The following is a 22,652-nucleotide window of genomic DNA, read 5'->3' as shown; positions in this document are numbered from 1 at the left end:
CGTCATGGCCGAGGCCTACATCGTCGAAGCGGTCCGCACGCCCGTCGGGCGGCGCGGAGGAGGGCTGAGCGCGGTCCACCCGGCCGACCTCGGCGCGCACGTCCTGGCGGAGCTGATGGACCGCTCGGGCGTCGACCCGGCCGCCGTGGAGGACGTCGTCCTCGGCTGCCTGGACGCGGTCGGGCCGCAGGCCGGGGACATCGCCCGGACCTGCTGGCTGGCGGCCGGGCTGCCCGAGGAGGTGCCGGGCGTGACCGTCGACCGGCAGTGCGGCTCCTCGCAGCAGGCCGTGCACTTCGCCGCGCAGGCCGTGCTGTCCGGCACCCAGGACCTGGTGGTCGCGGGCGGCGTGCAGAACATGTCGATGATCCCCATCGCCTTCGCCACCCGGCAGGCCGCCGAACCGCTCGGGCTGACGCAGGGTCCCTTCGCGGGCAGTGCCGGCTGGCGGGCCCGGTACGGGGACAAGCCCGTGAACCAGTTCGTGGGCGCCGAGATGATCGCCGCGAAGTGGGGGATCAGCCGGCAGGACCAGGAGGAGTTCGCCCTGCGCTCCCATCAGCGGGCGGTGCGGGCCATCGACGAGGGGCGCTTCGGCCGCGAGACCGTGCCGTACGGGGAGGTCACCGCCGACGAGGGGCCGCGCCGGGACACCTCCCTGGAGAAGATGGCCGGGCTCAAGCCGGTCCTCGACGGCGGCACCGTCACCGCCGCCTGCTCCTCGCAGGTCTCCGACGGGGCGGCGGCGATGCTGCTGGCCTCCGAGCGGGCCGTGCGCGACCAGGGGCTCACCCCCCGCGCCCGTGTGCACCACCTCTCGGTGCGCGGCGAGGACCCGATCCGGATGCTCACCGCCCCGATCCCGGCCACCGCCCACGCCCTGAAGAAGACCGGCCTGACCATCGACGACATCGACCTCGTCGAGATCAACGAGGCCTTCGCGCCGGTCGTCCTGGCCTGGCTGAAGGAGACCGGCGCCGACCCGGACCGGGTCAACGTCAACGGCGGCGCGATCGCCCTCGGCCATCCCCTCGGCGCGACCGGCGTCAAGCTCATGACGACCCTGCTGCACGAACTGGAGCGCACCGGCGGCCGGTTCGGCCTGCAGACCATGTGCGAGGGCGGCGGCCAGGCCAATGTGACGGTCATCGAACGGCTGTGAGCCGCGCCAGCGTCTCGTCGGCCTCCTTCATGATCCGCTCCACCAGCTCCGCGCACGACGGCAGGTCGTCGATCACCCCGGCGACCTGCCCGGACGCCATCACCCCCAGGTCCGTACGGCCGTCCACCATCGCCGACTTCAGCAGCATCGGCGTGTTCGCGGCGAGCAGCACCTGGCTCCAGGACAGGTCCTTGCCGTGCCGGAGGGCGAGCCCGTCGCGGATCAGCTGCGGCCAGGTCAGCCCGGACAGCCGCCGGAATCCGGCCGCCGCGCGCACGGCCCGCACCAGTGCCCGGGCCCGGCCGGTGTCCTCCAGGGCGGCCACCAGCTCCGTCCGCAGCATGCGGTGCGGGAGCCCGTCCACCGCCCGGGTCACCGTCACGTCCCGCACGGTCGCCGCGAGGTACCGCGCCTTCACCGGGTCCGGCACGGCCGAGTCGGAGGTCAGCAGGAACCGCGTGCCCATCGCCACGCCCGCGGCCCCGTAGGCGAGGGCCGCGGCCAGCCCGCGCCCGTCGAAGAAGCCACCCGCCGCGACGACGGGAATCCGCACCGCGTCCACCACCTGCGGCAGCAGCACCGTCGTGGCCACCTCGCCGGTGTGCCCGCCGCCCTCCGCGCCCTGCACGAGCACCGCGTCCGCGCCCCACGCCTCGACCTTCTCGGCGTGCCGCCGCGCCCCCACGGTCGGCATGACGACCACGCCGGCCTCCTTGAGCTCGGCGATCAGCTCCCGGGAGGGGGCGAGGGCGAAGGAGGCGACGCGGACGCCCTCCTCGATCAGGATCCGCACCCGGTCGCCCGCGTCGGCGGCGTCCGCGCGCAGGTTCACCCCGAACGGCGCGTCGGTCCGCGCCTTCACCTCCCGTACGGCCTCGCGCAGCCGGCCCGGCGTCATCGTCGCCGAGGCCAGGATGCCGAGAGCGCCCGCGTTCGCCGAGGCGGAGACCAGACGGGGACCGGCCACCCAGCCCATCCCGGTCTGCACGACCGGATGGCGGACGCCGGTCAGCCGGGTCAGTGCCGTCCCCCTCACGCGGCGACCTCCCGGGCCCGGGTGCCGGCCGGGTCGACGACCTCGCGGATCAGCCGGAGCTCCTCGTCGGTCGGGTCCCTGGTCGCCGGCACCGCGTCCGGCACGGTCAGCTCGAAGCCCGTGGCCTCCCTGACCTGCTCGACCGTGACGCCGGGGTGCAGCGAGGCCAGCCGCATCGAGCGGTCGGGCGTGGCGAAGTCGAAGACGCCCAGGTCGGAGACGACCCGCGGGATGCGGTGGTAGCGCGCCCCGGCCGCACGGTCGTAGCCGACCCCGCAGACCATGTCGACCCGGTCGACGAAGACCCGCCGGGAGTGCCTCGGGATCCAGTAACTGGTCGGGTTGTTCAGGGTGTTGACCGGGGCGCCGCGCACCCCGAGCAACTGCCGCCTCGGCCGCTCCCAGTCGCCGATGCACGAGATGTTCTGGTTGCCGAACCGGTCGATCTGGCTCGCGCCCATCATCACGTGCCGTCGCCCGCCCGTGACCCAGGCCAGATGCTCGCGGTAGGGCAGCCAGCCCTCGGGTGTCCCGTCCGGGCGGACGAGCAGGGCCTCGCCGTCGGTCAGCAGCAGCTCCGGCGCGAAGGTGAGCCGGGCCAGCCGGGCGCCGATCGACGGGATCAGGCCCATGGGGCTCGCCAGCACCTCGTCGTCGTCCCGCCAGGCCTCGGCGCAGGCGATCACGCAGTACTCGGCGCGGGTGGGCCCGGTCATGTCCCCTCCCGCACGGCCCGCTGGTACGTCTGCTCGTCCCCGGCGAGGAACCCGGCCTCGAACTCGGGCCAGGGCGTGGTCGCGTACCTCTTCTGGAAAGCCTCGTCCCGGCCGTAGTCGGGCGCGCAGGACGTGAAATGCGCCCCGTTCGGCGCCTCCACGACGCCGGTGACCGTGTGCCGCCTGATCAGCAGCGTCTGGGGCGGGCCCTGCTTCGTCAGCTCGGCCGTATCGACGATCCGCTCGCAGCTCACGTACGCCGTGTCGGCCGCCGCGCAGAACAGGTCGTCGAAGTACGGGTCCGGGCCCAGGTACTGCCCGTTGCCGGCGCGGTCGGCGCGGTTGACGTGCACCAGGGCCGCGTCCATCCGCAGGGCGGGCACGGCGACGAACGTCTCCCCGTCCTCGTACGGAGAGGTGACCGTCCGCAGGCCGGGGTTGACCCGCATCACGTCCGAGCCGAACCCCGCCCGCACCGGCAGGAACGGCAGCCGGTTCGCCGCCGCCCGCAGCCCCCACAGGAACATCGCCTCGTCGATCTCCGTCAGCTCGAGGGCGCCCCGCTCGCGGGCGGCCCGGTAGTGCGGCTCCAGCGGGATCGAGTCGAGGGTGACGAAGGCCGTGACCAGCTTCCGGATCCGCCCGGCAGCCGCCAGCATGCCCACGTCCGGGCCGCCGTAGGAGACGACCGTGAGGTCGGTGATCCCCGACCTGAGCAGCGCTCTCACCAGGGCCATCGGCTTGCGGCGCGAGCCCCAGCCGCCGATGCCGAGGGTCATGCCGCTGGACAGCCGGGCCACGGCCTCGTCCGCCGGCATCGTCTTGTCTCTCATCGCGCTCCCTCCTGCCCGGCGTCGCCGGAGCCGCCGGGTGGGCCGGAGCTGCCAAACTCACGGGGTGCGCCTGAGCCGCCGGACCCACCGGGTGTACCCGAGCCCCCGAAGGCGCCGCGCACCCGTGCGCCCACCCCGCTGAGGCCCGCCTCGAAGGTGAAGCCCTGCTCGAAGCGGTAGCTGCGGCGCACGTCCACGGGGTCGATGCCGTTGAGCGCCGCCTTGGCCAGGCGGAGCAGCCGGCCGTCCTTGGCGGCGATCTCCCGGGCCAGCTCCAGGGCGGCGCCGGGCAGTTCGGCGCGCGGCACCACCCGCCACACCGACCCGTGCGCGTGCAGCTCGGCCGCGCTCGCCGTACGGGCCGTGTAGTAGAGCGCCCGCATCAGGTGCTGGGGGACCAGCCGGGCCAGGTGGGTGGCCGCGCCCAGGGCGCCGCGGTCCAGCTCGGGCAGCCCGAACACCGCGTCCTCGCTCGCGACGATCGCGTCCGCGTTGCCCACCAGGCCGACACCGCCGCCCAGGCAGAAGCCCCGCACCGCCGCCACGACCGGCACCTCGCACTCGTAGACCGCCGCGAAGGCCTCCGCGCAGCCGCTGTTCGCCCCGCGCAGCGCGCTGTGCTCCCGGTCGTCCGCCTGCAACTCCTTGAGGTCCACACCCGCGTTGAACCCGCGCCCCTCGGCGGCCAGCACCACGCACCGCACCTCCGGGTCGCGCCCGGCCGCGCGCACCGCGTCGGCCAGGGCGAACCAGCCCGCCACCGGCAGGGCGTTCACCGGCGGAAAGTCGACCGTGACGACGGCTATGCCCTTTTCCTCGCACGAGGTGGAGACACCCATGGCCGCATCAGCTACCTTTCCACCAAACGTTTGTTAGGTGGAAAGGTAGCAGCGCATGGAGCTGGACGGGAAGGTCGCCGTCGTCACGGGCGGGACCCGTGGCGTCGGCGCCGGCATCGCGCGGGCCTGCGTGCGGGCGGGCGCCGAGGTCGTGGTCTGCGCCCGCCGGCCACCGGAAGTCCCGCTGCCCGGCACCGAGTTCATGCCGCTGGACGTCCGGGACGCCGACGCCGCCGGACGCCTGTTCGCGGGTCTGCCCCGGGTCGACGTCCTCGTCAACAACGCGGGCGGCGCACCCCACCGGCTGCTCACCGAGGCCGGGGCGGACCGGCACGCGCGCGTGGTGGAACTCAACCTGCTCGCGCCGCTGACCGTCTCCCTCGCCGCCTACGACCGGCTCCGCAGCGCCCGGGGCTCGATCGTCATGATCGGCAGCGTCAGCGGCGGCCGCCCCTCGCCCGGCACCGCCGCCTACGGAGCCGCCAAGGCGGGCCTGGAGAGCCTCGCCCGGTCGATGGCCGTGGAATGGGCGCCCGACGTCCGGGTCAACACCCTCGTCGTCGGCATGGTCCACACGGAACGGGCCCACCTCCACTACGGCGACCAGGACGGTGTCGCGGCCGTCGGCCGCACGGTCCCGCTGGGGCGTCTCGCCGAGCCGTCCGAGGTGGGTGCCGCCGCGGTGTTCCTGGCATCCGGCGCCGCCGCCTACATCAGCGGGGCGAGCCTGCTGGTGCACGGGGGCGGGGAACGTCCGGCGTTCCTGGACGCGGCCACCGCCGGCCGCACAGCTGCCGCGGACAAGGAGAGCTGACATGAAGCGCAGAGCTGAGACGGGCGGAGAGACGGCATGAGGGGAAGGCCGACATGAGCGGGGAGCCGACATGAGCGGACTCTGCGCCGGCCGGGTCGTGGTCGTGACGGGCGCGGGCCGGGGGCTCGGCCGGGCCCACGCGCTGGCGTTCGCGGCCGAGGGGGCCCGGCTCGTCGTCAACGACCTCGGCGTGGGCCTCGACGGCACGCCCGAACCCGACGGCCCCGCCGCCCGGGTCGCCGAGGAGATCCGCGCGGCGGGCGGCGAGGCCGTGGCGCACGGCGGTGACATCGCCACGGCCGAGGGCGCCGCCTCCCTCGTCCGCACCGCCCTGGAGACATACGGCCGGCTCGACACCCTCGTCAACAACGCTGGCTTCCTGCGCGACCGCATGCTGGTCAACCTCGACGAGGACGACTTCGACGCCGTCGTACGCGTCCACCTCAAGGGCCACTTCCTGCCCCTGCGGCACGCGGCCGCGCACTGGCGGTCCGAGGCGAAGGCCGGCCGCCGGCCCGAGGCCCGGATCATCAACACCAGCAGCGGCGCGGGCCTGCTCGGCTCGGTCGGCCAGGGCAACTACAGCGCCGCCAAGGCCGCGATCGTCGCCCTGACCCTGGTCGCCGCGGCCGAACTGCGGCGCTACGGCGTCCAGGTCAACGCGATCGCCCCCGCCGCCCGGACCCGGATGACGGAACGCACCTTCGCCGACACCATGGCGGCCCCCGACTCCGGATTCGACGCCATGGCCCCGGAGAACGTCTCCCCCCTGGTGGTCTGGCTGGGCTCCCCGGCGAGCGCGGGGGTGACCGGCCGGGTCTTCGAGGCGGAGGGCGGCCGGATCACGGTGATGGAGGGCTGGCGTCCGGGCCCGAGCACGGACAGGGACGGCCGGTGGACCCCGGCCGAGGCGGGCGAGCAGGCCCGCACACTCCTGTCCGAGGCGGCCGAGCCCGGACCGGTGTACGGAACCTAGACGTTCACGTGTCGCGGACGTTCATGTGTCCCGGACATTCACGCCCGGACGTTCACGTGTCCCGGACGTTCATTGTGTCCCGGACATTCACGCCCGGACGTTCACGTGCCCCAGACGCTCACGTGTCCCGGACGTTCACGTGTCCCGGACGTTCACGTGTCCCGGACGTTCACGTGTCCCGGACGTTCACGTGTCCCGGACGTTCACGTGTCCCGGACGTTCACGCGTCGCAGACGTTGCCCCGGACGTTCACGTGTCGCAGACGTTCACGTATCGCACTCCAGCACGCTCCGGCACAACGCGCACCGCGCCCGGACCCGCCCCCGCACCGGCACCCTGATCCGCTGGTGGCACGTGGGGCAGGGGAACGACACCCGCAGCCGCCCGCCCCCGTCGGGGGAGAACGCGTACCGCACCCCCGGCTGCGGCGGACCCGCCGGAGCCTGCCGCCGGTCCCGGGCGTACCGCCGCCGCCCCGCCCACCCCGCCGCGGTCAGCGGTGGCTGCTGCCCGTCCCGGCGGGCCAGCTCCCTCCCCTTCACGTACGCCGTGTACGCCTGCGCACTGGTGAACCACACCGACGGGTCCTCCCCGAACAGCAGCGCCCGCTTGGCCAGCACGTACCCGAACTCCTCCGGCGTGAGATACCCCAGCTTCTGCGAGGACGCCCCGTCCTCCCGGTACGCGTCCAGCAGCAGCCACCCCGCACCCAGATACGTCGTCGCCGTGTCCGTGAGGATCTCGTTGTCCCGCACCCCCGGGAAGGACAGATCGAGCCGGTGCAGGTACACGTGCATCACCTCGTGCGCGAGGGCCGCCCCGATGTCTCGCCGATGGTCACGGAACCGGTCGTTCAGCTCCACGAAGTACTCGGGCCCGGCCGCGAGCTCCACGCTCGCCGCGTGCCGCATCGTCCGGAAACTCACGACCAGCCGGGCGTCCGGCAGCCGGTAGTGCCGCACCAGCCCGTGCGCCACCCGCTGCGCCCCCATGTACAGGTCGTCGGTGTCGCAGAACGCCACGTCGACCGGGAGCACGCTGGTCGCGAACGTCCGCACGGTGTCGTACGACAGCCGCTTGTACAGCGCCGTGATGGCGGCCCGCACCGTCTCCAGATGCGGGTAGCCGTGCTCGACGGGTCCGTCGTTCGCCACGCCTCACCCCCAAGACGCCCCTGAACCCTCCACTGTACGAGGACCCGCCCCGCCGTGGACGGGCGCAGGCACGGCAGAAAACCGGTCGCCACCGCGCGGCGCCCGGGGCAGAATCCGGGCCGTGACCAGCGAACAGCACACCGTCGCCGCTTCGCTCCGGGTGGGCGGCCAGGACGACGGCCTCGAAAAGCGCCTCGACGAGGAGCTGACCGCCTTCAACACCGCCGCCGCCGACGGGGCCGTCACCGAGCCGCTCTCCGTCCGCGTCACCGACGAGGCCGGCGACCTGGTGGGCGGGCTCACCGCCTGGACCTGGGGCACCCTGTGCTCGGTCGACATGCTCTGGGTGCGCGAGGACCGGCGGCACTCCGGCTGGGGCGGCCGGCTGATGCGCGCGGCGGAGGCGGAGGCCGCCCGGCGCGGCTGCACCGACATGATCGTCTCCACGTACAGCTTCCAGGCACCCGCCTTCTACCCGAGGCTCGGCTTCACGGAACGGGCCCGCATCCGGGGCGTCCCCGGCGGCCACGAGGACATCTACTTCCACAAGCGGCTCTCACCGCCGAAGAATGAGACGGCCGGCGGCCACCCGGCGTGATCCCCGTAGGCTGACGCCCCATGACCACCAGCAACACCGGCTCCTTTGACGTCGACCCCGCCGTGCGCGAAGAGCTCGCCCGGCTGCGCGACAGCATCGACAACATCGACGCGGCCGTCGTCCACATGCTCGCCGAGCGTTTCAAGGCCACCCAGCAGGTCGGCCACCTCAAGGCCCAGCACCAGTTGCCGCCCGCCGACCCGGCCCGCGAGGCCCGCCAGATCGCCCGGCTGCGCGCACTCGCCGAGAACGCCAAGCTGGACCCGGCCTTCGCGGAGAAGTTCCTGAACTTCATCGTCGCCGAGGTCATCCGCCACCACGAGCGCATCGCCGACGAGGCGCTCAACGGCTCCACCACAAGCGGCAACTGACCTCGCGCGCACCCCCCGGGGGGAGTGACACGGCGGCCCGCCCGGGGCATGCTGCGCCGTGCACAGCATGTCAGGTGACGAGCACTGCGTGTCAGCGTCCCGGACTACTCTGGACCTCCACGAGGGAGGGGCGTAGGGCCATGCCGTCGGATACCAGGATCCTCATCGTCGACGACCACGAGGACACGCTCTACGCGCTGGAGAGCGCCCTGGCCCCGCTGGGCTACCCGCTCGGCCGGGCCACCAGCGGCGACGAGGCACTCAAACAGGTGCTGCGCGGCCAGGTCGGCCTGCTCCTGCTCGACGTGCGCATGCCCGGCGTCAGCGGACTGGAGGTCGTGCGCTACATGCGGCGCGTGGAGCAGACCCAGCACATCCCCGTGATCCTGCTCACCGGCTTCGGCGCCGACCACGAGCTGACCACCACAGCCTTCGGACTCGGCGTCGCCGACCTCGTCCTGAAGCCCGTGGACCCCTGGGCCCTGCGCACCAAGGTCCGCTACCTCTACGACGCCCACCGGCGCCACCTCGCCCTCGAACGGGAAGTGCGCCGCCTGCGCGCCCTCACCGGGGAGCACACCGAGACCGCCGCACACCCCCGCCCCGGACGGCCGCACCCCGACGCGCGCGTACCGACACAGCGGCCCATGGGGGCGCACGCCGGGGAGCTGGAGAAGGACCGCACGTAGACCGGACATTGGGCACGTACCGATCCGCCTCTGTGCGTTGCCGACGCCATCAGGCAGCATGTCTCGCATGTCCGTACTGACGCGCGACGAAGCGCAGACCCGAGCAGAGCTCCTCGACGTCCACCGCTACACGATCGAACTCGACCTGACCCGCGGAGACGACACCTTCGACTCCCGCACCCTGATCAGGTTCGCTGCCCGTGTGGACGGGGACACCTTCGTCGAGCTCAAGCCCGCCGAGCTGCGCTCCGTCACCCTCGACGGACATCCCCTGGACCCGGAGGCCCTCGACGGCAACCGGCTCCCGCTGAAGGACCTCACCGCCGGCGAACACGAACTGCGCGTCGACGCCCGCATGCGCTACTCCCGCACCGGCGAGGGCATGCACCGCTTCACCGACCCCACCGACGGCGAGACCTACGTCTACACCCAGCTCTTCCTGGACGACGTCCAGCGGGTCTTCGCCGCCTTCGACCAGCCCGACCTGAAGGCCGTCTTCGAACTGTCGGTGAAGGCCCCGCACGACTGGACCGTCCTCACCAACGGCATCACCGAACAGGCCGACGGCGTATGGAAGGCGTCCCCCACACCGCTCATCTCCACCTACCTCGTCGCCGTCGCCGCCGGCCCCTGGCACTCCGTGCGCACCGAGCACCGCGGCCTGCCCTTCGGCCTGCACTGCCGCCGCTCCCTCGCCCCCTACCTCGACGCCGACGCCGACGAACTCCTCGACATCACGCGCGCCTGCTTCGACCGCTACCACGAGAAGTTCGACGAGCCCTACCCGTTCGACTCCTACGACCAGGCCTTCGTCCCCGAGTTCAACGCCGGCGCCATGGAGAACCCGGGCCTGGTCACCTTCCGCGACGAGTTCGTCTACCGCTCCGCCGTCACCGACACCGAACGCCAGACCCGCGCCATGGTCATCGCCCACGAGATGGCCCACATGTGGTTCGGCGACCTCGTCACCCTCAAGTGGTGGGACGACATCTGGCTGAACGAGTCCTTCGCCGAGTACATGGGCTACCAGACCCTCACCGAGGCCACCCGCTTCACCGACACCTGGACCGACTTCGGCGTCACCCGCAAGTCCTGGGGCTACGACGCCGACCAGCGCCCCTCCACCCACCCCGTCGCCCCCGAGGCCGTTGACGACACCGCCTCAGCGCTGCTCAACTTCGACGGCATCTCCTACGCCAAGGGCGCCAGCGCGCTGCGGCAACTGGTCGCCTGGCTCGGCGAGAAGGACTTCCTCGCCGGCATCAACATCCACTTCGCCCGGCACAAGTTCGCGGGCGCCACCCTCGCCGACTTCATCGACAACCTCGCCGCGGCCACCGACCGCGACGTCCACGCCTGGGCCGACGCCTGGCTGCGCACCACCGGCGTCGACACCCTCACCCCGCGCATCGCCCCCGGCGAGCACGGCACCTGCGCCCTCACCGTCGACCGCGCCGGCAGCCGCCCGCACCGCGTCGCCGCCGGCCTCTACGACAGGGACCTCGGCGACGACGGCGGCCAGCTCGTCCTGCGCGAACGCCTGCACCTGGACCTCCCGCACACCGACGCCCACCCCATCGGCAAGCGGCCCGCCCTGCTCCTCCTCAACGACGGCGACCTCAGCTACGCCAAGGTCCGCTTCGACCCCGAATCCTTCGAGACCGTCCGCAAGGAGCTGTCCGGCCTGCCCGAACCGCTCACCCGCGCGGTCGTCTGGAACGCCCTGCGTGACGCCGTCCGCGACGGCGAACTCGCCCCCGGCGCCTACCTGGAGACCGCCCGCGCCCACCTCCCGCTGGAGACGGACCTCGCCATCGTCCAGGGCGTGCTCGCCTTCGCATCCACCTGCGTCACCGACCGCTACCTCACCCCCGAGGAGCGGCCCGCGGCCCTCGCAACCCTCTCCGACCTGTGCCGCGACCTCATCCGCCGCACCGAGGACGGCGACAACCCCGGCCTGCGCCTGATCGCCGTACGCCACCGCATCGCCGTGGCCGCCCACCCCGACACCATCGCCGCCTGGCTCGCCGACGGCACCGTCCCCGGCGGCCCCGAACTCGACCCCGAACTGCGCTGGCGCGTCCTCGCCCGGCTCGCCGTCCTCGGCGCCACCGACGAGGCCGCCATCGCCGCCGAACTGGCACGCGACCCGAGCGCCACCGGCCAGGAAGGCGCCGCCCGCTGCCGGGCCGCCCTGCCCGACCCGGAGGCCAAGGCCCGCGCCTGGGAGGCCATGTTCGGCTCCGACACCCTGTCCAACTACCTCTTCACCGCCACCGCCCGGGGCTTCTGGCAGCCCGAACAGGCCGGCCTGGTGGGCGAGTACGTCGGGCGCTACTACGCCGACGCGGTCGCCGTCGCCGACCGCCGCGGACCCGCCATCGCCGTGGCCGCCGGCCGCGACGCCTTCCCCGCCCACGCCGTCGACGCCGACACCCTCCGCCTCGGCGAGGCATGCCTGCGCGACGCCGACCCCAGCCCCGCGCTGCGCCGCAAGCTCATCGACCAACTGGACGATCTGGCGAGGGCGCTGCGGGTACGCGCGGCGTAGCCCGACGAGGCAGGGCACTCGACGGGCGGCCGCCCCCGCCGGCCGACGCTGCGGGGGCGGCCCGCCCTCGCCGACGTCGAGAACTGACCGGGGGCCCTGAGAGCCCTGGCCGACGTCGAGAACTGACCGGGGGCCCTGAGAGTCCTGGCCGACGTCGTGAGCTGACCGGGGGCCGCGAGGTCCTCGCCGACGTCGTGAGCTGACCGGGGGCCCTGAGAGTCCTGGCCGACGTCGTGAGCTGACCGGGGGCCCTGAGAGTCCTCGCCGACGTCGAGAGCTGACCCAGGGCCGTGAGGCGCCGGCCGACGTCGAGAGCCGACCCGGGCCATGCTGCCCCCGGCGTCAAGAACCGGATCCGGGGCCGCGTCGCCCCGACCGGTTTTCCCGTACGGAGGTACCTCCACCCGGGTTGTGTCGTTGAGCTCTCCGGGGCGCGCCGCCCCGCGCCCCGGAGGTCAGCCCCATGAGCACGCCGCCCCTCGCCTCAGGCCACGAAGGCCCCCACGCCCTGCGGCCGTTGCTCGACACCGTCCTCGAAGCGCTGGACACCGGCGCCCGGGCACGGGGCGGACCCCTGCCGGCGGGCGGCCCGGAAGCCGTCGCGGGCCGGATCCGGGAAGCGGCCGGAGACGTCCTCCCCGACCGCGGCGACCCGCACGCCGTCCGCACCCTCGTCCACGCCTTCGCCGCGACCGCCGCCGACCCCGCCCACCCCCTGTGCGCCGCCCACCTCCACTGCCCCCCGCTCGCCGTCGCCGCGGCAGCCGACCTCGCCGCCTCCGCCCTCAACCCGTCGATGGACTCCTGGGACCAGGCACCGGGCGCGTCCGAACTGGAAAGGCTGGTCGCCACAGCACTGGCCCAGGAGGTCCACCCGGCCGGCACCCCCGACTCCCTTGTCACCACCGGCGGCACCGAGTCCAACCACCTCGCCCTGCTCCTCGCCCGGGAGGCCCACGGCGGATCAGTCCGGCTCGTGCACGGGGCCAACGCCCACCACTCACTGCCCCGCGCCGCCTGGCTGCTCGGACTGCCCGAACCCGCCGTCGTACCCGCCCCGGGCGGAACGCTCGACCCCGACGCGCTCGACGCGACCCTCACCCGCCTCAGCGGCCCGCTGCTCGTCGCCGCCACCGCCGGCACCACCGACGCCGGACTCATCGACCCGCTGCCCGAGATCGCCGCCCACTGCGCGGCCCACGGCGCCCGGCTGCACGTCGACGCCGCCTACGGCGGAGGCCTCCTCTTCAGCGAGCGGCACCGCGCCGGGCTCACCGGCCTCGACGCCGCCCACACCGTCACCCTCGACCTGCACAAACTCGGCTGGCAGCCCGTCGCCGCAGGCCTCCTCGCCGTTCGCGACGCCCACGACCTCACCGCCCTGCGGCAACGCGCCGACTACCTCAACGCCGACGACGACACCGAAGCCGGACTGCCCGACCTCCTCGGCCGGTCCCTGCGCACCACCCGCCGCCCCGACGTCCTCAAACTCGCCGTCACCCTCAAAACCCTCGGACGCAGCGGCCTCGGCGCGCTCGTCGACCAGGTCTGCGCCCACGCCCGGCAGTTCGCCGCCCTCGTCGACGCGCACCCCGACTTCGAACTGCACGCCCCGCCCGTCATCAGCACCGTGCTGTTCCGCCCCACCGGCGTCACCGACACCACCGTCGCCGCCGTACGCCGCGCGCTGCTCACCGACGGCTCCGCCGTCCTCGGCCGGGCCCGCCTCGACGGCCGGCTCTGGCTCAAGGCCACCCTCCTCAACCCCGCCACCGGGCCCGACGACCTGGCCGCGCTGCTGCACCTCGCGGCAACGAGCCGAGCCACCCTCGTGGAAGGACACACCCCCCGATGAACCCCGCCCCGACCCCCGAACCCGACGCCCCCCGCGACCTCGTCGGCGTCGGCGTCGGCCCCGCCAACCTCTCCCTCGCCGCGCTCGCCCACCCGCTCGGCGGCCTCGACACCGTCTTCTACGACCAGCGCCCCGCCTTCGGCTGGCACCCCGGCCTGCTCATCGAAGGCGCCACCATCCAGGTCCCGTTCCTCGCCGACCTGGTGTCCCTCGCCGACCCCACCAGCCCCTGGACCTTCCTCAGCTACCTCCGGTCCCGCGAGCGGCTGTTCCCCTTCTACTTCGCCGAGCGCTTCCACATCCAGCGCGCCGAATACGACGCCTACTGCCGCTGGGTCTGCGAGAACCTCCCCGGCCTGCACTTCGGCCACCAGGTCGACGCCGTCCGCTGGAACCCCGAACGCGACGTCTTCGAAGTCGACTACACCCAGCTCGACACCGACGGAGAAGCCGAGGCCCTCTGCCGCACCTACACCCGCAACGTCGTCCTCGGCATCGGCACCGAGCCCTACGTCCCCGACCCCCTCAAGCCCCTCGTCGAGGCACCCGGCGTACCCGTCGTGCACGCCGCCGACTACCTCGACCACCGCGCCGCCCTGCTCGCCGCCGAGCACGTCACCGTCGTGGGCATCGGACAGTCCGGCGCCGAGATCTTCCTCGACCTGCTCCGCAACAGGCCCGCCGGACACGAGAAGCTGCACTGGCTGGGCCGCACGGAGGCCTTCGCCCCCATGGAGTACTCCAAGCTCGGCCTGGAGCACTTCACCCCCGACCACACCCGCTACTTCCACGCCCTGCCCGAATCCACCCGCGACCGGCTCGTCGGGGGCCAGTGGCAGCTGCACAAGGGCATCGACGCCGCCACCATCGCCGCCGTGCACGACGAGCTGTACCGCCGCTCCCTGCACGGCGGCTGGCCCGACGCCGTCCTCACCCCCGGCGTCCGCGTCCGCACCGCCGGCCGTGTCGCGACGACCAAGGTCGAACTGCACCTGGAGCACACCCTCCAGGACAGCCGCTCCCGCCTCACCACCGACGCCGTCGTCCTCGCCACCGGCTACCGCGAGCGCCCCCTCGACCGGATCCTCGCCGGCCTCGACCCCTACATGCGCCGCGACAACCAGGAACGGCCCCGCATCGACGAGGACCACCGGCTCGTCCTCGACCCGTCCGTCACCGGCACCGTGTACGTCCAGAACGCCGAGACCCACACCCACGGCGTCGGCGCCCCCGACCTCGGCCTCGCCGCCTGGCGCAGCGCGATCATCCTCAACTCCCTGACGGGCGGCGAGGCCTACGCCCTCCCGGGCCGCACCGCCTTCACCACCTTCGGCCTCACCCAGCGCCGGCACGTCCCGCCGCCCCGTGAGGCACCGGCACTGACCCCGCTGGTCGACGACCGAAGGTGACGAAGCACGCGGATCAGAAAACGGGCGTGCCGTTACGGGTGAGCTCCCAGTCGACCCCCGCGAAGGCGGCCGGGTCGATCGACCCCTTCGCCTTCACCCAGGCGATCATGGTGTTGCGGATCTCTTCCGAGTTCGACCACAGCACCTGGGCCGCGGCGACGTGCGGGAAGTTGCCGCCGCCGTTGGCCCGGTAGTTGTTCACCGCGAACACGAACTTCGCGTCGTCCGCGAGCGGCTGCCCCTCGAAGCGCACGTTCGTCACCCGTGACCCGGCCGGCCTCGCGATGTCGATCTCGTACGCCAGACCGCTCACGACGTCGTAGTTGTAGTCCGGCGTGCCGTTCGCGTTCGTCAGCTTCGCCGGATCCACCGCCGCGTCCGGCGCCGTCTGCACGAAGTAGTTCGCCGAGAACTCCAGGTACGCCTTCATCTGCGCACCCGTCATCAGACGCGCCTCCAGCGTGTTCTCGAACACGTACAGACCCGCCACGTCCCGGATCGTCACCTCGCCCGCCGGGATCCGGGCACTGCGCGAGAAGCACGCCGCCTGCGACAGCACCGGCAGTGCGGCGTGCTCCGTGCCCGCCAGCGCCTGCTTCACCGTGTCGGCCTGGATGTGGTTGATCAGATCGATGATCGGCACGTCCCTGTACGGCGCCTCGGCCGACGTCATCTCCGCCGCGTTGGTGCCGATGACCTGGTTGACGTACGCCACGACCTTCTCGTGCTCGTCCGAGAGCAGTTTCGTGATCTTGGAGTCCTCCTCCACCGTGTTGGAGTTCAGGACCTTCGCGCCCACCTTCTCGACCTTCCAGCAGCCCTTCTCGAAGGTCAGCTCGAAGTCGAACAGCGTCAGCCGCTGCCCCCACTTCAGCGGCTCCGACAGCACGACCTGCTTGCCCGTCTTCTTGTTCGTGACGAAGTACTGCGGGATCTCCGTGTGCGCGTGCCCGACCAGGATCGCGTCGATCCCCGGCACCTGCTCCGCCACCAGAGCCGCCGCGTTCTCGATGTACGGCAGCTGGTCACCGTAGGACGACGTCCCCGACGAACCGCTGTGCGCCGACACGATGACCACGTCGGCGCCCATCGACCGCAGCTTCGGCACCCACTTCGCCGCCTGTTCCTCCAGACCCGGGAACGTCATCTTCCCCTGCACGTTCGCCTTGTCCCAGATCGCGATGCCCGGGTTGGTCAGCCCCAGCACCGCCACCTTCACGTCCCGCCCGTGCGGCGTGCGCAGCCGGTGCATGCTGTACGGCGCGAACGCCGGCCGCAGCGTCTTCGCATCCAGCGCGTTCGCCCCCAGCAGCGGGAAATCGCACTGCTGCTCGAACTTCCGCAGTACCGGGATGCCGTAGTTGAACTCGTGGTTGCCGAGCGCCGCAGCGTCGTAGCCCATGGCGTTCATCGCCTGCGCCATCGGGTGCACCGGGCCGCCCTCGGCCGTGATCGGGTCGACCTTGGCGTAGTAGTACGACAGCTGCGTGCCCTGAATGGTGTCGCCCGCGTCGATCAGCAGCGTGTTGCGGCGGCCCTTCTCCGCACGGACCCGGTTCACCAGCGTCGAGACCTTCGCCAGGCCCACGTCGTTGTGGTCCTTGTCGTCGAACTCCTTGTCCGTGAAGTAGTCCCAGTTGAAGACGTTGCCATGCAGGTCCGTCGTCCCCAGCACGGTGAACGCGTACCGCTTGGCACCCCGCTTCGCCTCCGCCGCCTGCGCACCCGGCGCCGAGACCGCACCGGCCAGCGCCACCCCCGCCCCGGTCACGGCGGACTTCTCCAGGAACTTCCGGCGGTTCAACGGCATGTCTGGCTCCCCTGCGGAATCTGTGAACGACGCGCGTAGATAACGCGCGTAGATTCTGACCCGTCCATGACCGGCCGCAACAGACCCAACAGGTTGCGATCTGATGACTCGGCCCCCCGACTCCCGGCCGCCAACCAGCCCAGACATGACAGAGTGGGGCGTATGACCGCGGCCACCCCAGACGCCTCCCAGCCCGCCGTCCCCTACGGCACACCCGAGGCCCCCCGCATCGCCGTCCGCGGCGAAGCCCGCCTCGAAGTCGACCCAGAGATCGCCCGCATCGGCATCACCGTCGCCGCCCGCGGCCGCGACCGCCGCTCCGCCCTCGACGACCTCACCCGCCGCAACGCCGGCATCCTCGACCTCGTCAAGTCCTACGGCGACGCCGTCGAACGCCTGGAGACCGGCGCCTTCTCCATCACGCCCGAACTCACCAAACACGGCCGCGGCGAACGCGTCCGCACCTACCACGGCAGCGTCCGCGTCACCGCCGAGCTCACCGACTTCACCGCCGTCGGCGAACTCACCACCCGCCTCGCCGACCTCGAACTCACCCGCGTCGACGGCCCCTGGTGGGCCCTGCGCCCCGACTCACCCGCCCACCGCGAGGCCAGGAAGAAGGCCGTGCGCGAAGCCGTCCAGCGCGCCCGCGAGTACGCCGAGGCCCTCGGCACCAGCCTCTCCGCCCTCGTCGAACTCGCCGACATCGGCGCCGAGAGCGCCCCGCCGGCCTACCCCCAGGCCCCCGGCCGCATGCGCTCCGCGGCCTTCGCCGGAGCCGCCGAGGACACCCCGGCCCCCCTCGACCTCGAACCCCAGCGCCAACGCGTCCACGCGCAGATCAACGCCCGCTTCACCATGGTGCCGCCGCAGCTGTAGGCACACCCACGGCATTCCTTCGAAAATCGGACCGAATTCCTCGGGTGCTCATCGGAGCACCCCGCCGCACAATTCAACGCGTGCCAATAACGCTTCACGCAGAGTCTGTTGAGTGGTCACCCTCGACGAATTCGCTACCAGTCGGTAACTCGTAGGCTCCATTCATGCGCCGAGCGAAAATTGTCTGCACCCTGGGACCCGCCACCGACTCGTACGACCAAATCAAACACCTCGTCGACGCCGGAATGGACGTAGCCCGCTTCAACCTCAGCCACGGCGGCCACGCCGAACACGAGGAGCGCTACCACCGGGTCCGCAAAGCCGCCGACGAGACCGGCCGCAGCGTCGGCCTCCTCGCCGACCTCCAAGGCCCGAAAATCAGACTCGGCCAGTTCACCGAAGGACCCGTACTCCTCGAGCGCGGCGACACCTTCACCATCACCGTCGAAGAAGGCGTCGGAGGCGACGGCCGCATCTGCGGCACCACCTACGCCGGCCTCGCCACCGACGTCACCCCCGGCGAACGCATCCTCATCGACGACGGCAAGGTCTGCCTCGAAGTCACCGCGGTCGACGGCCCCCGCGTCCACACCACCGTCCTCGAAGGCGGGGTGATCTCCGACCACAAAGGCCTCAACCTCCCCGGCGTCGCCGTCTCCGTCCCCGCCCTCTCCAAAAAGGACGAGGACGACCTCCGCTGGGCCCTGCGCACCGGATTCGACGTCATCGCCCTCTCCTTCGTCCGCTCCGGCCGCGACATCCAGGACGTCCACCGCATCATGGACGAGGAAGGCCGCCGCCTCCCCGTCATCGCCAAAATCGAAAAGCCCCAGGCCGTCGACACCATCGACGACATCGTCGCCGCATTCGACGGCATCATGGTCGCCCGCGGAGACCTCGGCGTCGAAATGCCACTGGAACACGTCCCGATCGTCCAGAAGCGCGCCATCAAACTCGCCAAGCGCAATGCCAAGCCGGTCATCGTCGCCACCCAGATGCTCGACTCGATGATCGACAACGCCCGCCCGACCCGGGCGGAAGCCTCGGACGTCGCCAACGCCGTCATCGACGGCACGGACGCCGTGATGCTGTCCGGCGAGACGAGCGTCGGCAAGCACCCCATCGAGACGGTCCGCACGATGGCCCGCATCGTCGAAGCGGCGGAGGAGGACATCCTGGCGAAAGGCCTCCCGCCGCTGACCGAACGCAACAAGCCCCGCACCCAGGGCGGCGCGGTCGCCCGCGCGGCGGCGGAGATCGGCGACTTCCTGGGCGCTCGCTTCCTGGTCGCCTTCACCCAGTCGGGCGACACCGCCCGCCGCCTCTCCCGCTACCGCTCCCCGATCCCCCTCCTCGCCTTCACCCCCGACCAGGCGACCCGCTCACAACTCAGCCTGACCTGGGGCGTCGAGACGTTCCTCGGCCCGTGCGTCGACTCCACGGACGCGATGGTCGACCAGGTCGACGAACTGCTGTTGCGCTATGGCCGCTGCCGCCCGGGCGACACGGTCGTCATCACAGCGGGCTCCCCACCCGGAGTCTCCGGCTCGACGAACATGGTCCGGGTCCACCACATCGCGGAGTAGCGACCTCGGTGTCAGTACTTGGGGCCTACGTGGGCGTCCATGAGGGCGACGGAGGCTTTGCGGGCGACGGAGATGTTGAAGGGGTTTCCGTTCCGGGTGCAGAGCGTCCATTCGACGCCGAGCTTGTCCAGGGTGTCGGTGTAGAGCCGCCGGATGTCTTCGGAGACGTTGGTGAAGAAGTACCGGGGGTATTCGTAGCGCTTCCGCTCACCGGCGACCGTGCGGATTGTCCAGTTGGTGATCCGGCACCCGTCGGAGTGGATGAGTCCGCGGATGAATTGCCAGGGGTGTACGTCGACGATGCCCTGCTGCCAGGGTTCGAGCACGATACGGCGTTCGTGCTTCTTGCCGGGGCCGTGCTGCGGGAAAAGACAGTGCAGGTGCTTGGAGCAGACCTTCACGTTGCGGCAGCCTGTCCTGCGGACCCGGCAGACGGAATTGTCGGGGAAGACCGCACGCATAGCCTGTTCGCAGTCGTCCATGAGTCCGGGCCATGACTCCGTGCAGGCGATCATGAGGTTGGGTACGCGGTGCTCGGAGTAATGGCTGATGTGACCGTCCCCGAGATACAAGCCCAGCAGGCAGGAATAGGCGGGCTCGTTCAGATCCCGCCCGTCGCACCGGGGGCACTTCGGATCGTGGCGGCCGGGACACTCGCCGCGCTTCGCCCGGTCCAGGTGTTTCCAGTAGCCGACCGTCCCCAGTGGCACATTGAGGCTGCGGGCCATTTCCGCGTTTTTCGCGCCCCCGCGCAGAAGGGTGACGGCTTTCTGTCGCACGTCAGTGCCATGGACGTTCATGCGACCACTGTGCGCTACGGACAGTGACCAGGGGTAGCAAAAGGCGGAGGATCACGCGAACGTGATCCTCCGCCTACTCAGTGCCGGGTGCGGGACTCGAACCCGCACGTCCTCTCGGACAGATGTGTTTGAGACATCAGCGTCTGCCTGTTCCGCCAACCCGGCCAGGTAACCCTCAGGGAGTGTACCGGTTCCACTGAGTCGGTCGCAGCTAGGTACGCTCTTGGGAGCAGTACCGGCCTGCCCCTACCAAGGAGCCCACGTGAGTGCCCCCGAGTCGCCCCAGCCTGTTGACGTGCCTGATGAGGACAAGTCGCACGTGCCTCCGATGACGACGCGGGTCGTCATCGCCGAGGACGAGGCGCTGATCCGGCTCGATCTCAAAGAGATGCTGGAGGAGGAGGGGTACAGCGTCGTCGGTGAGGCCGGGGACGGTGAGCAGGCGGTGGAGCTGGCCCGTGAGCACCGGCCCGATCTGGTGATCCTGGACGTGAAGATGCCGAAGATGGACGGCATCTCCGCGGCGGAGAAGATCGCGGAGGAGAGCATCGCGCCGGTGCTGATGCTGACCGCGTTCTCGCAGCGGGATCTGGTGGAGCGGGCCCGGGACGCCGGTGCCATGGCCTATCTGGTGAAGCCCTTCAGCAAGACCGACGTCGTGCCGGCGATCGAGATGGCCGTCTCGCGGTTCACGGAGCTGAAGGAGCTGGAGAAGGAGGTCGCCGACCTCACGCTCCGGCTGGAGACGCGCAAGCTGGTGGACCGGGCGAAGTCGATTCTGCAGACGGAGTACGGGCTGTCGGAGCCGGCGGCTTTCCGGTGGATCCAGAAGACGTCGATGGACCGTCGGATGTCGATGCAGCAGGTCGCGGAGGCGGTCATTCAGGACGCCGACGAGAAGAAGGCCAACAAGGGCTGAGGATACGACGCGAGTGGCCCGCTTCCCCTCCGGACCGGAGGGGAAGCGGGCCACTCGGCGTACGGGCCGGGACCTCAGTCCTCGCCCAGGTACGCCTTGCGCACGGACTCGTCGTGCAGCAGGTCCTGCCCGGTTCCGGAGAGGACGACGTTGCCGACCTCCATGACGTGGCCCTGGTCGGCGAGGGAGAGCGCGGCCTGGGCGTTCTGTTCGACGAGGAGGATCGTCGTGCCCTGGGACTTGAGCTCGGAGATGGTCGCCATGATCTTCTGCATCATGATCGGGGAGAGGCCCATGGAGGGCTCGTCGAGCATGAGCAGCTTGGGCTGGGACATGAGGGCGCGTCCCATGGCGAGCATCTGCTGTTCGCCGCCCGAGAGGGTTCCGGCGGCCTGCTTGCGGCGTTCCCCGAGGATGGGGAAGAGGTCGTAGGCGCGCTGGATGTCCTTTTCGATGCCGTCCTTGTCCTTGCGGAGGAAGGCTCCGAGCTGGAGGTTCTCGGCGATGGTGAGGCGGGGGAAGATGTGCCGGCCCTCGGGGGAGTGGGCGAGGCCGAGGGCGACGATCTTGTGGGCGGGGACCCCGCTCAACGGCTTCCCGTCGAAGAGGATCTTCCCGGAGGTGGGCTTCAGCAGGCCCGAGAGGGTGCGCAGGGTGGTGGTCTTGCCGGCGCCGTTGGTGCCGATGAGGGTGACGACCTGGCCGGCTTCGACGCTGAAGGAGATGCCCTTGACGGCTTCGATCTTGCCGTAGGAGACCCGGAGGTCTTCGACCTCGAGCAGTGCGGTCACTTGGCCTCTCCCTTGGTGGTGCTGGTGGTGCCCGTCGCGTCGGCGGCGGCTTCGGCGGCTTCGACCTCGGCGGCCTCGGCCTGGCCGGGGTCGCCTTCGAAGGGCTCGCCGAGGTAGGCGGCGACGACGCGCTCGTCGGCCTGGACGACGTCGGAGGTGCCTTCGACGAGCTTTTCGCCCTGGACGAGGACGGCGACGCGGTCGGAGAGGTTGAACACGAAGCGCATGTCGTGCTCGATGAGGAGGACGGCGATGCCCTTGTCGCGGATGGCGAAGACGAGTTCCTCGGTGGCGCGCGTCTCCTGGGGGTTCATGCCGGCGGTGGGCTCGTCGAGGAGCAGCAGGCCGGGCTCGGAGGCCATGGCGCGGGCGATCTCGAGCTTGCGCTGTTCGCCGTAGGGGAGGTTGCGGGCGAGGTGGTCGCGCTTGTGGGCGAGGCCGATGAACTCGAGGAGTTCCATGGCGCGTTCCTCGCTGGCGCGTTCGGCCTTCTTGAAGCCGGGGCCGCGCAGGAGGGCGGACCAGAGGCCTTCCTTGGTGCGGGTGTGGCGGCCGACGAGGACGTTTTCCAGGACCGTCATGTTGGCGAACAGACGGATGTTCTGGAAGGTGCGGGCGATGCCGGCCTGGGTGACCAGGTGGGGTTTCGGCGGGAGGACGGTGCCCTTGTAGGAGACGGTGCCCTCGGTGGGTACGTACAGGCCGGTCAGGCAGTTGAAGAAGGTGGTCTTGCCGGCGCCGTTGGGGCCGATGAGGCCGACGATCTCGCCGGCGTTGACCGTGAGGTCGACGGAGCGTACGGCGGTGAGGCCGCCGAATCGCATCGTGACGTCGCGTGCTTCGAGTACGGGTGTGGTCATGTTT

21 protein-coding genes and 1 tRNA gene are annotated in these 22,652 nt (G+C 71.5%); 12 read left to right on the top strand and 10 right to left on the bottom strand.

Translation table 11 applies throughout. The features are described from left to right. Positions 1–4: 4 nt before the first annotated feature. Positions 5–1,162 carry an acetyl-CoA C-acetyltransferase gene (locus HDC93_RS12480; protein ID WP_185010089.1) on the top strand — a complete coding sequence of 386 codons (1,158 nt, stop codon included), beginning with the start codon at positions 5–7 and terminating at the stop codon, positions 1,160–1,162. Here the strand turns inward: HDC93_RS12480 and HDC93_RS12475 are convergent. Genes HDC93_RS12475 through HDC93_RS12460 form a run of 4 tightly spaced genes read right to left on the bottom strand, consistent with a single transcriptional unit; the run spans position 1,146 to position 4,586 of the window. After that, complete coding sequence (locus HDC93_RS12475) at positions 1,146–2,198, bottom strand: nitronate monooxygenase (RefSeq protein ID WP_185010087.1); 1,053 nt, start codon at positions 2,196–2,198, stop codon at positions 1,146–1,148. The genes HDC93_RS12480 and HDC93_RS12475 overlap by 17 nt on opposite strands. Then, positions 2,195–2,914 (bottom strand): CoA-transferase subunit beta, encoded by a 720-nt coding sequence (locus HDC93_RS12470; RefSeq protein ID WP_185010085.1) that lies wholly within the window; start codon positions 2,912–2,914, stop codon positions 2,195–2,197. Before HDC93_RS12470 ends, HDC93_RS12475 begins: the two co-directional genes overlap by 4 nt. Next, the gene (locus HDC93_RS12465; protein ID WP_185010083.1) at positions 2,911–3,747 is read right to left on the bottom strand and encodes a CoA transferase subunit A; all 837 of its coding nucleotides are present in this window, start codon (positions 3,745–3,747) and stop codon (positions 2,911–2,913) included. The genes HDC93_RS12470 and HDC93_RS12465 overlap by 4 nt, the downstream gene beginning before the upstream one ends. Further along, the gene (locus tag HDC93_RS12460; protein WP_185010081.1) at positions 3,744–4,586 is read right to left on the bottom strand and encodes an enoyl-CoA hydratase family protein; all 843 of its coding nucleotides are present in this window, start codon (positions 4,584–4,586) and stop codon (positions 3,744–3,746) included. Before HDC93_RS12460 ends, HDC93_RS12465 begins: the two co-directional genes overlap by 4 nt. A gap of 55 nt (positions 4,587–4,641) precedes the next feature. Between HDC93_RS12460 and HDC93_RS12455 the strand changes: the two genes are divergently transcribed. Together HDC93_RS12455 and HDC93_RS12450 are read left to right on the top strand one after the other, a co-directional pair. Beyond that, positions 4,642–5,400 (top strand): SDR family oxidoreductase, encoded by a 759-nt coding sequence (locus HDC93_RS12455; RefSeq protein WP_185010078.1) that lies wholly within the window; start codon positions 4,642–4,644, stop codon positions 5,398–5,400. Positions 5,401–5,470: 70 nt separating this feature from the next. Then, positions 5,471–6,376, top strand: a complete 906-nt coding sequence (locus HDC93_RS12450; protein WP_185010076.1) for an SDR family oxidoreductase — start codon at positions 5,471–5,473, stop codon at positions 6,374–6,376. Between the two features lie 266 nt (positions 6,377–6,642). On the opposite strand, the gene HDC93_RS12445 is transcribed toward HDC93_RS12450, so the two are convergent. After that, on the bottom strand, positions 6,643–7,530 hold the full coding sequence (locus tag HDC93_RS12445) for a hypothetical protein (RefSeq protein WP_185010074.1): 888 nt from the start codon (positions 7,528–7,530) through the stop codon (positions 6,643–6,645). 121 nt (positions 7,531–7,651) lie between these two features. On the opposite strand from HDC93_RS12445, the gene HDC93_RS12440 reads away from it, so the two are divergent. The 6 genes from HDC93_RS12440 to HDC93_RS12415 all read left to right on the top strand — a co-directional run bounded on the left by HDC93_RS12440 (position 7,652) and on the right by HDC93_RS12415 (position 15,003). Next, positions 7,652–8,128 carry a GNAT family N-acetyltransferase gene (locus HDC93_RS12440; protein ID WP_311774538.1) on the top strand — a complete coding sequence of 159 codons (477 nt, stop codon included), beginning with the start codon at positions 7,652–7,654 and terminating at the stop codon, positions 8,126–8,128. Positions 8,129–8,148: 20 nt separating this feature from the next. Continuing rightward, complete coding sequence (locus tag HDC93_RS12435; RefSeq protein WP_185010072.1) at positions 8,149–8,499, top strand: chorismate mutase; 351 nt, start codon at positions 8,149–8,151, stop codon at positions 8,497–8,499. 140 nt (positions 8,500–8,639) lie between these two features. Next, positions 8,640–9,188: a two-component system response regulator gene (locus HDC93_RS12430; RefSeq protein WP_185010069.1), complete on the top strand. Its 549-nt coding sequence runs from the start codon at positions 8,640–8,642 to the stop codon at positions 9,186–9,188. 67 nt (positions 9,189–9,255) lie between these two features. Continuing rightward, positions 9,256–11,739: an aminopeptidase N gene (pepN, locus tag HDC93_RS12425; protein WP_185010067.1), complete on the top strand. Its 2,484-nt coding sequence runs from the start codon at positions 9,256–9,258 to the stop codon at positions 11,737–11,739. A 463-nt stretch (positions 11,740–12,202) separates the two neighbouring features. Next, a complete protein-coding gene (locus tag HDC93_RS12420; RefSeq protein WP_185010065.1) occupies positions 12,203–13,594 on the top strand; it encodes an aminotransferase class V-fold PLP-dependent enzyme in 1,392 nt (463 codons plus the stop codon). Then, positions 13,591–15,003 carry a lysine N(6)-hydroxylase/L-ornithine N(5)-oxygenase family protein gene (locus tag HDC93_RS12415; protein WP_185010063.1) on the top strand — a complete coding sequence of 471 codons (1,413 nt, stop codon included), beginning with the start codon at positions 13,591–13,593 and terminating at the stop codon, positions 15,001–15,003. Before HDC93_RS12420 ends, HDC93_RS12415 begins: the two co-directional genes overlap by 4 nt. 13 nt (positions 15,004–15,016) lie before the next feature. Here the strand turns inward: HDC93_RS12415 and HDC93_RS12410 are convergent, their stop codons facing one another. Beyond that, positions 15,017–16,813, bottom strand: a complete 1,797-nt coding sequence (locus HDC93_RS12410) for a bifunctional UDP-sugar hydrolase/5'-nucleotidase (protein ID WP_185010061.1) — start codon at positions 16,811–16,813, stop codon at positions 15,017–15,019. Positions 16,814–16,975: 162 nt separating this feature from the next. On the opposite strand from HDC93_RS12410, the gene HDC93_RS12405 reads away from it, so the two are divergent. Both HDC93_RS12405 and pyk read left to right on the top strand, forming a co-directional pair. Beyond that, positions 16,976–17,692, top strand: a complete 717-nt coding sequence (locus HDC93_RS12405; RefSeq protein WP_185010059.1) for an SIMPL domain-containing protein — start codon at positions 16,976–16,978, stop codon at positions 17,690–17,692. 164 nt (positions 17,693–17,856) lie between these two features. Next, complete coding sequence (pyk, locus tag HDC93_RS12400) at positions 17,857–19,278, top strand: pyruvate kinase (protein ID WP_185010057.1); 1,422 nt, start codon at positions 17,857–17,859, stop codon at positions 19,276–19,278. A gap of 11 nt (positions 19,279–19,289) precedes the next feature. Here pyk and HDC93_RS12395 read toward each other — a convergent pair whose 3' ends face one another. Continuing rightward, positions 19,290–20,078, bottom strand: a complete 789-nt coding sequence (locus tag HDC93_RS12395; RefSeq protein ID WP_185010055.1) for a helix-turn-helix domain-containing protein — start codon at positions 20,076–20,078, stop codon at positions 19,290–19,292. Between the two features lie 81 nt (positions 20,079–20,159). After that, positions 20,160–20,243: transfer RNA gene (locus HDC93_RS12390), tRNA-Leu, on the bottom strand. Positions 20,244–20,340: 97 nt separating this feature from the next. Here HDC93_RS12390 and HDC93_RS12385 point away from each other — a divergent pair. Beyond that, the gene (locus tag HDC93_RS12385) at positions 20,341–20,997 is read left to right on the top strand and encodes an ANTAR domain-containing response regulator (protein ID WP_185010053.1); all 657 of its coding nucleotides are present in this window, start codon (positions 20,341–20,343) and stop codon (positions 20,995–20,997) included. A gap of 74 nt (positions 20,998–21,071) precedes the next feature. On the opposite strand, the gene HDC93_RS12380 is transcribed toward HDC93_RS12385, so the two are convergent. Continuing rightward, positions 21,072–21,788: an ABC transporter ATP-binding protein gene (locus HDC93_RS12380; protein WP_185010050.1), complete on the bottom strand. Its 717-nt coding sequence runs from the start codon at positions 21,786–21,788 to the stop codon at positions 21,072–21,074. Further along, positions 21,785–22,648 (bottom strand): ABC transporter ATP-binding protein, encoded by an 864-nt coding sequence (locus tag HDC93_RS12375; protein WP_185010048.1) that lies wholly within the window; start codon positions 22,646–22,648, stop codon positions 21,785–21,787. The genes HDC93_RS12380 and HDC93_RS12375 overlap by 4 nt, the downstream gene beginning before the upstream one ends. Positions 22,649–22,652 lie beyond the last annotated feature (4 nt).

The sequence above is a fragment of the Streptomyces sp. AK010 genome, from assembly GCF_014207295.1.
Taxonomy (GTDB): Bacteria; Actinomycetota; Actinomycetes; order Streptomycetales; family Streptomycetaceae; genus Streptomyces; species Streptomyces massasporeus.
The sequence above is the reverse complement of the archived record's forward strand: the minus strand, read 5'-3'. Positions and strand labels throughout refer to the sequence as shown.

What these genes read in the sequence shown, in the direction of transcription:
- HDC93_RS12480 (WP_185010089.1), top strand. Translation starts at nt 5, where the DNA reads ATGGCCGAGGCCTACATCGTCGAAGCGGTCCGCACGCCCGTCGGGCGG.
- HDC93_RS12470 (WP_185010085.1), bottom strand. Translation starts at nt 2,914, where the DNA reads ATGACCGGGCCCACCCGCGCCGAGTACTGCGTGATCGCCTGCGCCGAG.
- HDC93_RS12465 (WP_185010083.1), bottom strand. Translation starts at nt 3,747, where the DNA reads ATGAGAGACAAGACGATGCCGGCGGACGAGGCCGTGGCCCGGCTGTCC.
- HDC93_RS12460 (WP_185010081.1), bottom strand. Translation starts at nt 4,586, where the DNA reads ATGGGTGTCTCCACCTCGTGCGAGGAAAAGGGCATAGCCGTCGTCACG.
- HDC93_RS12455 (WP_185010078.1), top strand. Translation starts at nt 4,642, where the DNA reads ATGGAGCTGGACGGGAAGGTCGCCGTCGTCACGGGCGGGACCCGTGGC.
- HDC93_RS12450 (WP_185010076.1), top strand. Translation starts at nt 5,471, where the DNA reads ATGAGCGGACTCTGCGCCGGCCGGGTCGTGGTCGTGACGGGCGCGGGC.
- HDC93_RS12435 (WP_185010072.1), top strand. Translation starts at nt 8,149, where the DNA reads ATGACCACCAGCAACACCGGCTCCTTTGACGTCGACCCCGCCGTGCGC.
- HDC93_RS12430 (WP_185010069.1), top strand. Translation starts at nt 8,640, where the DNA reads ATGCCGTCGGATACCAGGATCCTCATCGTCGACGACCACGAGGACACG.
- pepN (WP_185010067.1), top strand. Translation starts at nt 9,256, where the DNA reads ATGTCCGTACTGACGCGCGACGAAGCGCAGACCCGAGCAGAGCTCCTC.
- HDC93_RS12420 (WP_185010065.1), top strand. Translation starts at nt 12,203, where the DNA reads ATGAGCACGCCGCCCCTCGCCTCAGGCCACGAAGGCCCCCACGCCCTG.
- HDC93_RS12415 (WP_185010063.1), top strand. Translation starts at nt 13,591, where the DNA reads ATGAACCCCGCCCCGACCCCCGAACCCGACGCCCCCCGCGACCTCGTC.
- HDC93_RS12410 (WP_185010061.1), bottom strand. Translation starts at nt 16,813, where the DNA reads ATGCCGTTGAACCGCCGGAAGTTCCTGGAGAAGTCCGCCGTGACCGGG.
- HDC93_RS12405 (WP_185010059.1), top strand. Translation starts at nt 16,976, where the DNA reads ATGACCGCGGCCACCCCAGACGCCTCCCAGCCCGCCGTCCCCTACGGC.
- pyk (WP_185010057.1), top strand. Translation starts at nt 17,857, where the DNA reads ATGCGCCGAGCGAAAATTGTCTGCACCCTGGGACCCGCCACCGACTCG.
- HDC93_RS12395 (WP_185010055.1), bottom strand. Translation starts at nt 20,078, where the DNA reads ATGAACGTCCATGGCACTGACGTGCGACAGAAAGCCGTCACCCTTCTG.
- HDC93_RS12375 (WP_185010048.1), bottom strand. Translation starts at nt 22,648, where the DNA reads ATGACCACACCCGTACTCGAAGCACGCGACGTCACGATGCGATTCGGC.